Source organism: Brucella daejeonensis (genome assembly GCF_014199265.1).
GTDB lineage: Bacteria > Pseudomonadota > Alphaproteobacteria > Rhizobiales > Rhizobiaceae > Brucella > Brucella daejeonensis.
In genome coordinates, this window is the sequence record NZ_JACIJG010000024.1 from 24519 (window position 1) to 36338 (window position 11820).

Here is an 11820-nt window from a genome sequence, read left to right on the forward strand (position 1 = left end):
GCCGCGCAGCGCTCCGGTTTCTAAGGGCGCACTTATGTATCGACAAGTCGATACCTGCTTGTTATGTGTGTTCGCATGGCGATATTTCATCTTCATGCGAAGGTTCTTAGCAGGGCGACCGGGCAAAGCGCGGTCGCAGCAGCATCGTACCGCCATTGTGCCGCAATGACCAATCAGACCTATGAGCGGTCTTACGATTTCTCGAACAAGCGTGGGAACGTTCACAGCGAATTCGCGATACCGGCTAATGCACCTGATTGGGCGCGGTCTCTTGCGAACCTTTCTCCGGTTCAAGCGTCGGAGGCTTTTTGGAATAAAGTTGAGGCATCCGAGAACAGGAAAGACGCGCAGTTTGCTCGCGAAATGACACTTGCCCTGCCTGTTGAGTTTTCGCGGGAACAGAACATTGCCCTGGTCCGCGAATTCGTGGAGGAGAACTTTTCAAAGAAGGGGGTCGTGGCGGATTGGGCGTATCACGAGATCAAGGGCAATCCGCACGTTCATATCATGAGCGCTTTGCGGCCTCTGACAGATGAGGGATTTGGAGCAAAAAACGTTCGCGCGGTTGATGAGAATGGTGAGCCGAAATTCTCGAAGAACGGCCATGCCCTCTATCGCCAGTTCGCCGGAGACAAGGAACTTATCCCTGCACTGAGAGAAGCATGGGCGGATGTGCAGAACCATCATCTTGCCTCACACGGTTTCGATATTCGTGTTGACCACCGCTCCTATTCTGAGCAGGGAATTGCGATCGAACCAACCATGCACCGCGGGCCTACCGCCGAGGGGATGGACCGGAAAGGGGTGAAGTCGGATCGCATAGAGATCAATGCAGAGATTGAAGCGACACGCCGCCAGCAGGTGATGGCAGATCCTTCCATCATCCTGAAGCTGATCACCGCTGAAAAGTCTGTCTTCGATGAGCGCGACGTTGCGCGAACAGTCCATCGCTACACCGATTCCTACGAGGATTTTCAGGCGCTGTTCCTTCGCGTAGGCGCGCTTGGAAATCAGGTGATGATTGCATCACCGATCTTCGATCCGATGACAGACAAGATCATTGAGCGCGCAAAATATACAACGACGGAAGTGCTCGATACCGAACGAACTATGATCGCTTCTGCGCGGTCGCTAGTCGGTCGGGACGGTTTTGCGGTTAATCAGAAGAGCGCTGATAAGGTTGTCGCAGATGTTGAGAAACGTGCCGGTTTCAAATTCGATCCAGAGCAAAAGGTTGTCATTTCTCGCCTGACTGAAAATGCGGGTATCGCCGTCATGGTCGGTTATGCAGGTGCCGGCAAATCGACTGTGATGAACGCAGTTCGCGCGGTTTACGAGGGAGAGGGGAGGCGTGTCGTAGGGGGAGCGTTGGCCGGCAAGGCTGCTGTCGGCTTGCAGGAAAGTGCGGGCATTGAATCCCGCACACTTGCCTCCTGGGAGGCGTCTTGGAAGAACGGCCTTCGCCAGTTGGGGCCGGGCGATGTGTTCGTACTTGATGAAGCAGGCATGGTCGGTTCAGCGCAGATGCAGCGATTTGTTTCTGCGGTAGAAGAAGCTGGAGCGAAGCTCATCTTACTCGGTGATGCGCGCCAGTTGCAGCCGATTGAAGCTGGTGCCGCCTTCCGGGCTATTGCCGATGACGCAGGGTATATCGAGCTTACGGGCGTTCGCCGCCAGCGCGAAGAATGGATGCAGAATGCGACCATTGAATTCGGCAAGGGGAATACCGCGGACGCGATCGGGCGCTACGTCGAACATGATCTTGTCCAGCTCGAACCTGACAGTGCATCGGCTCGGAATTCTTTGATCGGCAATTGGCGGAGTGATTGGGAGGCCGGCGTCGATGTGTTGATGCTTGCGCATCGCAATGTCGATGTCCTCGCTCTGAATATGGCTGCCCGTAACGTTATCAAAGAGGGAGGCGGTCTTCAGGAGGAACATGGGTTCCGGACTGATCGGGGCCAGCGTCAGTTTGCGGTTGGGGATCGTATCGTATTTCTAGAGAAAAGCCGTGAGCTTGGCGTCGAGAACGGTTCATTCGGCAATGTTGAGGAGGCTAGTCGCGGCCGTCTCGTGATTGGTCTGTTTGACGGTCGAAGCGTCATCGTCGCACAGAACGATTACGCGAATATCGATTATGGCTATGCAGCGACGATCCACAAGAGCCAGGGCGCGACGGTCGATCGTGCCCACGTTCTAGCGAGCCCGACGATGGACGCGCACATGACGTATGTGGCGATGAGCCGGCATCGAGACAGTGCGACTCTTTATGCAGGTTCCGATGAATTCGGAACTCTGGATAAGCTGGTGGACACACTTTCACGCGATCGCATGAAGGATACCACGCTCGCTTATGAACGGACTGACGATTACCGTCTGAGCGTGAAGGAATTTGCTGAACGGCGCGGCATCCCATCATTGAGCGAAATTGGGGATATGTTCCGTCATCAGCTTGCGGCATTGCGAGAGCGCTTCACGAAGGTTGCCGAGCGGCTGGAAGCCATTGGCAAGAAATTCGCCCATGTCGTTCGGCCCGAGCAACAACAGGGAAAAGCCGCCGAACATCGGCCGGAATATCAACCGTCACAGCGGCAGGTCGTAACGGTTCCGGACATCACATTCCCCGAAATGACTTCTGCGGTTCGTCAAGCCCTTTCCCGATTGGAGCATAATCTAGGACATGCCGAAATCTCTGATACGGATCGAGCACGTCGGCGTTGGTTCACGAGTGCTGGATATGAATTAAGGGACGGTTCAGCCGCGACGGATCTTCAGCGCTTCAATCGGGAAATTGCGTCCATTATTCCGCAAGCGACTGTCGTTGCCAGCGGTCCGGATCTCGGCGCCGACGATCGCAATCAGGTTCAGTCGCTGATACCGGAGTCGGTTCGAGAGGCTTTCATTGACAACTGGCCGCTGATCCATGCCGGGCAGAAAGCCGGTCAGGATCTCACGCGCCTCGAACTCGCGCAGACGCTCAACAGCGAAGCGAAAGAGAGGCTGGTAGTCGAACAGTATGAAAAGAGGCAGGCGATGTTTGCGACACCAGAAAAACCCCTTGTTGCAGCAATCTCCGACTGGCGCGATAGCATCGAGGCGACGGTTGCGGCACGGATGGAAACCCGGCCGGTCATGCAATCAGCAACACGCCGTCTCGAGACGGCGGTTGCAGCCGTCTGGCAGCGGCCGGAAGTCGTGCTTTCTGCGCTGCGGAACCGGATAGATGACGGGCGGGTTCCAGTCGCCGATTTCGCGCAGTCCATTCGGGATAATCCAGCATCTGTTGGCGAGCTTCACGGCAGCAGAAGCATGTTCGGCCGAAATGACGGCGTGCGAGAGAAGGCGCTGGCAGCGGTCTCGCCGGCGATCTCGGCCTTGCAGGATTACGGCCAGGTTCGAAGCAATCTGAGGAATGATCTGACCAAGGACGAGCAGCGGTTCCGCACCCTGATGCGAGAGCCCATTGAGGATCTTTCGCCGGCAGCGCGTGAGCTGGTCGGCCGCATTGAGCAGAGCCCGCCCGATCGTTTAGGCACTTTGGTCAGAACAGCAGATGACATGCAGGCAATGGGTGAGTTGCGACGGTTTGTCGAGACAGTTCGCGACCGGTTCGGCCTGTCGGGAACGAATGAGCTTGATCGCGATCGCCTCGCCCAGGCGATGCCCGGTGCTGATCAGCAGCGGGTTGAAGCGTTCGCAGCCGGGTACGCGAAAGCTGACCAGCTTGCGACGACCGTTCAGGCCGCTCAACAGGCGCAGAAAATCGAGATGGCACACGAGCAGCAGCAAACGCGCGGACGAGAGAAGGGGCACGGAATCTCGTATTAAGATTGCAGGAAAATGCCCGCTTTGGTGATGCTGTATATTGCAAAATCCGTCAAATTGGGTAGGACTGATTTTGAGAGGGTGATCATTCCATTGATCGCTTGTCCATAATGAGAGACAAGGCGACTTTTGATGCGGAACTCAGTAATTGTAGCTCTGGCATTCCTATTGGGTGCCTGCGCGAACAAGAAAGAGAATTTCGATACTCTATCGGTTAGAAAATATCTCGATTCGTCGTTGGCGACTGTGAACGAGGAAAAGCGATATGCTTCGCTATATCCGAGAGCACTAGAGCCTCACGCAAGTAATACTGTCAGGCTGCATCCGGAGACCGCCGGACAAGAGCTTTTACAGCCGGTCCATGCCCGTTGGAACGGTACTCTGGATGATATCACACGGAAGGCGGCCCGCATGGCCGGTTATTCCGTTAGGGCGAATGGAGAACGTTCAGGGTCTCCAATCTTGGTTTCGGTCCATTGGGCTGACATGACGCTTCTTGGCCTTTTGCGGGAAGCCTTCGGCCAAGGAAAGGGGCGTGCATGGCTGGAAATTGACCAGTTCGCACGCGTCATGACCATCCACTACGCCCGGCCTGAAAAAAGCCCGGTCCCGCACCTGGACGACACCAAGCTATGAAGCAGTTTCCAACAATCCTTGCCGCACTGTCCGTCTCCGTTGCCCTGGCCGGTTGCACCACGACCGGTTCATCAAATCCGGACGAGCCGCCTCCACCTCCAACCCTTGGCGGAGTGGACAACCTAACTGGCGGGACGGCCGCACCGATGACTTACGAGCAGTTTGCCCGTAAGACGCGCAGCGGGACCGGCGCGAACGCGGTTGATTCAGAGCGGTATTCGGCACTGCGCGACGCAGCGCTCTCATATGCCGCTCAGGCCGCCTATGAGCGCCGTTCGTGGGAGATCCTGAGAGAGCTTGAGGCGCAGTCGTCGAGGCTTTCGCAAGAGTTCAATTTCAATGATGTGGTCTACAAGGCACCGAAAGAGGCGGGCTATGTCGTTCCTCCTGTCGTGAGCAGGGCCAAGGAGGCGATCACCATCACGGACGGCGGCCGCGAAAGCGTTGCGGCTGATGAATATTACCGCATCGAGAAGCCGGGTCGACTCGTGGCCGTGATACCGAGCTGGCGCGATTATCTGGTTATCGGCGTCGATAAGACGCCTGATCCCTCAGACCAGTTCCTTCCTTCTGGAAAGGAAGAGCGAAAGATTTGGGACCGCTATATGGCTGAAGGCTGGCGGCAGGGGCGGATGCAGGCCGAGGAAGCATTGAAGGAGAATATGAACCTTCTTCGCCGCGACTATTTGGGAATGGTCGAATATCGGCGTCTTGTTGATGCTGGCCTGGTCAAGAGCCTTGTAGTGACGTCGAGCGAGGTTCGTGCCAAGGGCACGCCGGAAGAGCTGTTTATCGGCCAGCGCCGGGTGAAGATCGAGAATGCCGCAACATTCGTTTCCGACCCGCGGCGTTGGAAACCGATCACTCGGAGATTCGAGGTCTCCAAGTGAACGGAAATTCTATATCGAGCCAGACAAGCACGGTCGATCCCGCCGACCCCCTTGGCCTTCGCAAGCAGGAAGGGGGGTATGGCGGTCTCTTCATCGTCGTAGCGCTGATTGCTGTGGTTGCTGGCTATTGGCTCTATAGGCGAGGGAAATGATTGACGAATCGCGTCTGGACGATACTCCATTCAAGCCAACCGACTCCTTCGTACCCGTTCTGAAGGAAGAGCCGACGCGGTTTGATTCCTCGCCCGAGATTTTCGACACATTCATCGTTGGGGCCGGCAAGCGCGGGGCGTCTGACATTACCATCCAGTCGGAAGCCCGGCCGCGCATCCAGATCAATTCTCGCCAGCATTTCGGCACCAAGCGCATGTTACTGCGCTCAGAGGTCGATCTGCTGCTGTCGTACATCTGGCGATCGAGCGATGCACCGAGCATTTTGCGGCAGGGCCGTTGTCTCGATTTCTCCTATGAGGTCCAAGTCAGTCGCCATGAGCGGCATCGCTTCCGCGTCAATGCAACACCGATCACGAAAAACGGCGGCTCCGGCGTCGAATTGACGATGCGCTCGTTGCCGTCGCGCACGCCGACCCTGGACGATGTTCAGTTTGAGCAAGAGTTGAGGCCGTTCCTCAATCCAAAATCCGGCATTATCGTCATCGCCGGCGGTACAGGTCATGGAAAATCAACAACCATGGCCGCGATCACCCGTCACCATCTCGAAAACCACGAAAATCCGCGAAAGATCGTGGATTTCCAGGCTCCGATAGAATTCACCTTTGCCGACATTCTTAGCGAGCAGGGCGATTCTGCGAGCCTGATTGGCCAATCAGAGATCGGGGAGGGCCGTGATCTTCCGACCTTTGCAGCCGGAATCTGGTCATCCCTTCGGCGAGCGCCGGCGATCATCAATGTCGGTGAGGCACGCGATCATGGCTCTATGAGCGGCTGCATCGCGGCCAGCATTCAGGGCCACATCGTCAATACGACCACTCATGCCGGGTCGGTTGCCGAGGGCCTACGGCGCATGGCGATGGAGTTCCCGGCCGAGGAGCAGGCAGCGCGAGCATTCGACCTGATCAGCTCGTTGCAGATCTTTATCTCACAGCATCTTATCCGCACGTCGGACGGCACAAGGCGCTTTGCAGTCCGCGAATTCCTTGTGTTCGATGATGATGTTCGCGACCGGTTTCTGGATAAGCCGATCGACGGATGGTCCGCTGTGGTGCGCCAGCTCCTGAAGGAAGGCATGAAGTCCGACAAGGTGATTGCACGACCGCTCGCGCAATCCACCATGAAACTCGTCGATGAAGGCTGGATCACGATGAGCGAGGCACGGAGCTTTATTCCGCGGTCGATGTTCGAGATCCTTGCATAGAGGAGAAACGGGATGGCTGATCAGGATTGGTATACGGTTATGCCCATGACCGAGGCCCAGGAACAAGATGCGCGGGGAGATCTGACGCTGATCATACGCGGCGAAGATCGAGATTTAACCTGGGGCCGGCTGCGCACGCTCCTCGATCACGAGCTTGCTGAGATTTCACATCCTGTCATGACGCAAGGAAGTGTGCGGTCGCTGAATCCGACCGACAAGGGGCTCGCCTTTTTGGAACGGTGAAGAAATGACAAAGAACAGCGTTGGAACGCCGCCTGTGCCTAAAACAGGCCTCATCGTTGGCAAAGCACAGTCGGGAAAATCCGTGACAATGGTAACAATTCTGCGCAAGTTGATCCGCGCGGATAATAATGGGGTGGGTCATTGAACGAAATAACGGTCAATCTTTCAGATGATCAGGTTAGGGCATTCGCGGAGTTCCTGAAACGCGTCTTGCCAGAGGATTTTGAGCGGCGCTCCGTCGACAAAGCCGAAGCCAACCGTATGTGGGACGCCGGATCGGAAATCCGACGAGCATTGGCCGATAAGGGCTTTTCGCCCCGGTGAATCAAAAATATTCAGCAATATCAAAGGCTTAGTTCCATAATAAGGGTTATGCGACTAAGCCATTGAATTTATTGGAATAAATATGGCTACTACTTCTTGTCGTCATTGTTCGTACTCACCTGTCGCCAGCAACGCTCCATACTGTCCTAAGTGTGGTGGCAAGAGGCCCGGCGAGCGGTGGTATGAAATACCAGTTGGATTAATGATTCTGGCAGCAATCTGCTATTTGGCGTGGCTGTTCTTGTCGTAAGGGCGTTACGCAAGGCCGCCGACAAACCCGCTTAACTCATCAAGCCGCACCATCGAAATCCGTACTGTGCCACGACAGCCGCGCGCTCTGCAGATTGTTTCGCGCTCGAGCTCGTCGATGTACAGGAATTCGCGTTCCGGCGAGACGCATACGATGGCACGGGTGAGGTAATGCACATGACCGCATTTCTTGCACCGCGCCTCGAGCTTCTGATTGTCGGCCAGGTCGCCGACCTTGACGCTTTGTTTCCAGCCCATCACCAAAAATCCTCCGCGGATGGAATGCGCGTGTACGAGATCTTGCCGCCGACGTGGCCGCCGGCCGGCGGCCGCCATTGGCCGAGGCTGACAACAGTGGCAGCATAGCGCGCATTGAGGTTGTCGATTGCCTTGCTGGCGTTTTCCCAACGCCGGCGTTGGCGGTCATCATTGTGAAGTAGATCAAGCTGGCGTTCATGCGCAGGCGTCAGATCATAGAGGGTGACGCCTATCCGGAAGATCGTGAGTCCGCGCGGATAGTCCAGCGCGACCTTTTCCCAAAGTTCGGAAAGGGCGGCAAGGATGGCCTGGTCGTCGTTGACGACCGGTAGGTGGCGCTTTCCCATCCACGATCCATCACGAATCGAGAGCCAGAGCCAGAGGCCGGCGGCATAAAAATTCTCGCGCCGCAGACGCCGCGCCGCTTTTATCAGAAGCAACCGTGAGATCTCGCGCGCGCCGGCCATGGTGCGCGATTCCGGAGGAAGCACGCGCCCATGGCCGAACATGCCCCGGCTCGATGCCTGGGCCTGTATGTCGTAGCCATGGAGAGCATACCAGAGTCGTTCCCCAGTGACGTTGTTCCAAAGCCGACGCATGTGCTTGGGCTGGAGATTATAAAGCTGTTCGGTTGTGTAGATGGACGATCGATAGAGCCGCTTCGCCATATTCCCGCCGACTCCTGGAATATCTTCCATCGCAACCGCGAACAACGGCGCAGGCAGGTCAGCCGGCCGCCAGATCGCCAATCCGTCGCCGTACCGCCCTGCCCCGCGCTTACCTTCCTTACAGGCAATTTTCGCAAGCTGGCGATTAGCGGCGAAGCCGATCGAACAGGTGATAAAGGAACCGATATTCTCTGCGATCGCGGCCTTGATGCGAGCCGACAACCCTTCCGGGTCATTGCGGCCGGTCTCATCGAGGCGGCAAGTCAGCTCATCAATCGATTTAGCCGCGTCGATCGGAATAACGGTCTCTATTTCGGACAGGAGCGCGTTATGCGCCCGCCGATAAAGGTCGGGCTTTTGTGGAACAAGCACCAGGTCTGGACAGAGCCGCTTTGCCTCGTCGATCGGCATTACATTCTTGACGCCGTAGGCCTTTGCCTCACGACTGCACGCGATGACTGCCGTGCGGGTCGTGCCGGCGAACGGCACGACGCCGATCGGCCGCCCCCTCAAGCGTCGGTCACACTGCTGCTCAACGCTTGCGAAGAATCCGTCAAAATCTAGGTAGAGCCGTTCGATCGTCTCCGGCTTGCGCATTCTGTCTTCGCTCCTGAATAGAACAAAAACAGAACAACGGAGAGGCGGTTCCCGTCAAGAGGAATTTTTTCTTATGCAACGGTATGGGCCGTTTGCTTGGTGGCGGAAATGAAGAAGGCCCGCAAGGCGGGCCTTCTGCGCTTGGACGACCGTTCTTAGCCGAACGGCAGGAAATGACGCCGAATTTTCCTGGCGATCACGTTTGAGAATATCAGCAACGCGGCAAGTGCCGCAAAAATCGATATTTCGAAGCTATATTGGGCGGGATTAGCAAAGATGTTTCCAACTCCACTCGTTAGCAGCATGAAAGCCCAATAGCCGGCCAAGCAGACGAAGACGACGGCGAGGACCGTCGGGACAGAGAAAACGATAAGCAGCGGAGTGAAGATCACCATCCGCACCACTTTTTCAGTCTTTGTCAGACCGTGGGCGTCAACGTCGTAAATGGGACGCAGATACTTCGGTAAGGTCATATCGGCTCCTTTCGCGCCGTTGTTGCCATCATTGAACCATAACTCAGAACCGCTTTTATAGGAAGGTTCGGCCGGCACCTGTTACTTCCGAGGCAGGAGTTTTCCGACTGTAGTTGGGATATGCTTCGCCCCTTCAGAAAGTCGGCCGAGTTCCTTGGTCGTACCCATGGCTGCAATATTAGCTCGCATCGCAGAATGTGCATCGAGGTCGTCGCCGATATGGTCGAACCACCGGAACACCCGGCCCGGAAATTCTGCGATCAGGGAGAACGATCGCTCAATGATGACGAGATAGACCGCCGCCATGAAAAACATGACGACAAAAATACCGAGGAACCATGCCAAGCTGACAAAGCTATCTCCCACGAGTGATTGAGCAGAGGTCAGAGCGTAGTAGAGCCCGCCATTAATGAGAACACCCATGATCCGGAAAAGGATCATTCCGAGGAGGAGCCCAAAAAGCATGAGGACCGGCGTCAGAGTGAGCGCCAGCACCATGACATAACCGCGCCGGGCCTGGCTGCCGCCCATCCCCTTCCCTTCCATAGAGAGATGCGCGATCGCCCAAAGTGGGGCGGCGAAGATGGCTTCCATTACCAGAAGGAAGAACGCGCCAATTCCGATCACCCATGTCACCATCGGAACCATTGGAAGCACGAAGGCAAGGAACATGCCCATGGCCCCAATGCCACTTATGACCCAACCGACGAAGTTCGAAAGGACTGTTATACCGGTTCCCACGTATGGCACCACTGCAAGGACAGACAACGCGATGATCGCAGCGGTCGTATAGAACGTGACCTGCGTTCCAAACGTGACGAGACCGATCATTGGATCGTTGGTGGGCCTCATAGGATTAAGGAACTCCAGTGCCTCGTAAAGCGAACCAGCAGATGGCATCCAGTCGGAAATATCGCCGCCGCTGTCCGCGAACGCGACGCGTTCATTTACGAACGCCCTGATCCCGCTTCTGGCGACGCTTTCGTTCCACCATTCAACGGTACCGTTGTAAGTCGCCGAAATCTGGTCGAGGAACTTCTTGGCGTCGCCGTCAGCCGAGCCGAGTAAGTACCAGTTGTTATCCGCGTATTGGGAAGCAATCGCATTGCGCACCGATCCACCCGGATTCGACGCGGCGCCGATCGCTCCTCCTGGCGTCACTTTCGGAAGCGCAGTTGCTACCGAATTAGAGTCAGCCGACAGCCGTGCGATGAGCTGATAATAGAATCCCGCTTGCAACCAGCCGCCGTTCTTGAGATTGCCGGCTAGTGCCTGGCTTTGTGAATCTCCGACGGGCGTCACCTGCAGTGGATCATCTGCTTCCGCAACGTCTTTGCCGGCTTTCTGCAATTTATCATCACCGATATATTGCTTCAGAATATCCGCGTGCTGCTTGCGCCAGTCGTTGAGATCTTTGCGAAGATCACGATAGGCCGGCAATTGTTCACGCTTGCTGATCGCCTGGGCGAGCTGCGCAGCAGTGCCAGAGAAGCTGTCAGCGGTTTTGGTAACAGCTTGCTGCATGGCTTGAATGTAGTCGTTATAGGACTTGCCGGCAGCTTCAGCCAGTCGCTGGAAACCCGTCGTTTGGCCGGGCAGGCTGACGATGCCACAAGCACCATAAGAATTCGGCAGGCTATATGCCATTTGCGGTACACCTGATACCGTTCGCCAAGACCCGCGCGAGATTCCGTCTAGTCCATCACCTCCTTTGGACACTTCGAGATTGTACACCGCCTGGCAAAGTTCGGCCCGCCACAATCCCTGCAAGAATTGACCGTCAAGGGCGTCATAGTCACCGCCCACGACTGGCAATCGCTGTTCAACGATGAGATCGACCGTCTCATTCCAGAAGAATGAGGCGGTGGCCGTGCTCACGTTGACCATGTAGGCAATGCCATGCTGAGCGGCATTATATCCGGTTGGCATGGGAATTAGGGCACCTACCGCGAGGATAGTGCGCAACGGCACCCACATTGCCGAATGCCGTCTTCCAAGTATCTCGCCCTCGTGGGCGGTTTCCGTGACGCCTACGACAACATTGTAGATGAACAGGATTGCCGCAATCGCGAAGAACAGAACATTGAAATTCGCGATCAGCGAGGAAATGAGGGTTTCGTCGTTAGGGCCGGTGAAGAGCGGCCCAAAGATCATATTCAAGAAGGAATTGGACCGTGCGTCTCCCTCGCCCTTGATGATATCGGCAATATTGATGTCGTCGGCGTGCGCGACGCTTGCCGAGATCATCCAAAAAGTAGCGAGAAGTCCCACCCGGTTCATGA

11 protein-coding genes are annotated in these 11820 nt (G+C 56.2%); 7 read left to right on the plus strand and 4 right to left on the minus strand.

Annotation, left to right across the window (positions count from 1 at the left end; genetic code table 11):
• The first annotated feature begins 75 nt into the window (after window positions 1-75).
• The 7 genes from traA (at window position 76) to FHS76_RS22975 (ending at window position 7293) form a co-directional block, all read left to right on the plus strand.
• A complete protein-coding gene (gene traA / locus FHS76_RS19900) occupies window positions 76-3828 on the plus strand; it encodes a Ti-type conjugative transfer relaxase TraA (RefSeq protein ID WP_183657146.1) in 3753 nt (1250 codons plus the stop codon).
• 129 nt (window positions 3829-3957) lie between these two features.
• Window positions 3958-4461 (plus strand): DotD/TraH family lipoprotein, encoded by a 504-nt coding sequence (locus FHS76_RS19905; RefSeq protein ID WP_100560301.1) that lies wholly within the window; start codon window positions 3958-3960, stop codon window positions 4459-4461.
• Entirely contained in the window at window positions 4458-5351 is an 894-nt protein-coding gene (locus FHS76_RS19910; protein WP_100560303.1) for a type IV secretory system conjugative DNA transfer family protein, read from the plus strand. Before FHS76_RS19905 ends, FHS76_RS19910 begins: the two co-directional genes overlap by 4 nt.
• Window positions 5348-5503: a hypothetical protein gene (locus FHS76_RS19915; RefSeq protein WP_157803363.1), complete on the plus strand. Its 156-nt coding sequence runs from the start codon at window positions 5348-5350 to the stop codon at window positions 5501-5503. Before FHS76_RS19910 ends, FHS76_RS19915 begins: the two co-directional genes overlap by 4 nt.
• Entirely contained in the window at window positions 5500-6726 is a 1227-nt protein-coding gene (locus FHS76_RS19920; RefSeq protein ID WP_183657158.1) for a type IV pilus twitching motility protein PilT, read from the plus strand. The genes FHS76_RS19915 and FHS76_RS19920 overlap by 4 nt, the downstream gene beginning before the upstream one ends.
• Before the next feature lie 12 nt (window positions 6727-6738).
• Window positions 6739-6969 carry a hypothetical protein gene (locus FHS76_RS19925; RefSeq protein WP_183657160.1) on the plus strand — a complete coding sequence of 77 codons (231 nt, stop codon included), beginning with the start codon at window positions 6739-6741 and terminating at the stop codon, window positions 6967-6969.
• Window positions 6970-7110: 141 nt separating this feature from the next.
• Window positions 7111-7293 (plus strand): DUF7706 family protein, encoded by a 183-nt coding sequence (locus FHS76_RS22975; RefSeq protein WP_445433050.1) that lies wholly within the window; start codon window positions 7111-7113, stop codon window positions 7291-7293.
• Between the two features lie 255 nt (window positions 7294-7548).
• On the opposite strand, the gene FHS76_RS19930 is transcribed toward FHS76_RS22975, so the two are convergent.
• The 4 genes from FHS76_RS19930 to FHS76_RS19945 form a co-directional block, all read right to left on the minus strand.
• Window positions 7549-7800, minus strand: a complete 252-nt coding sequence (locus FHS76_RS19930) for a hypothetical protein (protein ID WP_112700661.1) — start codon at window positions 7798-7800, stop codon at window positions 7549-7551.
• Complete coding sequence (locus FHS76_RS19935; RefSeq protein WP_183657162.1) at window positions 7800-9065, minus strand: Y-family DNA polymerase; 1266 nt, start codon at window positions 9063-9065, stop codon at window positions 7800-7802. The genes FHS76_RS19930 and FHS76_RS19935 overlap by 1 nt, the downstream gene beginning before the upstream one ends.
• Before the next feature lie 155 nt (window positions 9066-9220).
• A complete protein-coding gene (locus FHS76_RS19940; protein ID WP_100560314.1) occupies window positions 9221-9616 on the minus strand; it encodes a hypothetical protein in 396 nt (131 codons plus the stop codon).
• A 3-nt stretch (window positions 9617-9619) separates the two neighbouring features.
• Window positions 9620-11818: a DotA/TraY family protein gene (locus FHS76_RS19945; protein ID WP_100560316.1), complete on the minus strand. Its 2199-nt coding sequence runs from the start codon at window positions 11816-11818 to the stop codon at window positions 9620-9622.
• Window positions 11819-11820: the final 2 nt, after the last annotated feature.

Coding starts and splice junctions, on each gene's coding strand:
- FHS76_RS19935 (WP_183657162.1), bottom strand. CDS start 9,065: ATGCGCAAGCCGGAGACGATCGAACGGCTCTACCTAGATTTTGACGGA.
- FHS76_RS19945 (WP_100560316.1), bottom strand. CDS start 11,818: ATGAACCGGGTGGGACTTCTCGCTACTTTTTGGATGATCTCGGCAAGC.
- FHS76_RS19910 (WP_100560303.1), top strand. CDS start 4,458: ATGAAGCAGTTTCCAACAATCCTTGCCGCACTGTCCGTCTCCGTTGCC.
- FHS76_RS19925 (WP_183657160.1), top strand. CDS start 6,739: ATGGCTGATCAGGATTGGTATACGGTTATGCCCATGACCGAGGCCCAG.
- FHS76_RS19920 (WP_183657158.1), top strand. CDS start 5,500: ATGATTGACGAATCGCGTCTGGACGATACTCCATTCAAGCCAACCGAC.
- FHS76_RS19930 (WP_112700661.1), bottom strand. CDS start 7,800: ATGGGCTGGAAACAAAGCGTCAAGGTCGGCGACCTGGCCGACAATCAG.
- FHS76_RS19905 (WP_100560301.1), top strand. CDS start 3,958: ATGCGGAACTCAGTAATTGTAGCTCTGGCATTCCTATTGGGTGCCTGC.
- traA (WP_183657146.1), top strand. CDS start 76: ATGGCGATATTTCATCTTCATGCGAAGGTTCTTAGCAGGGCGACCGGG.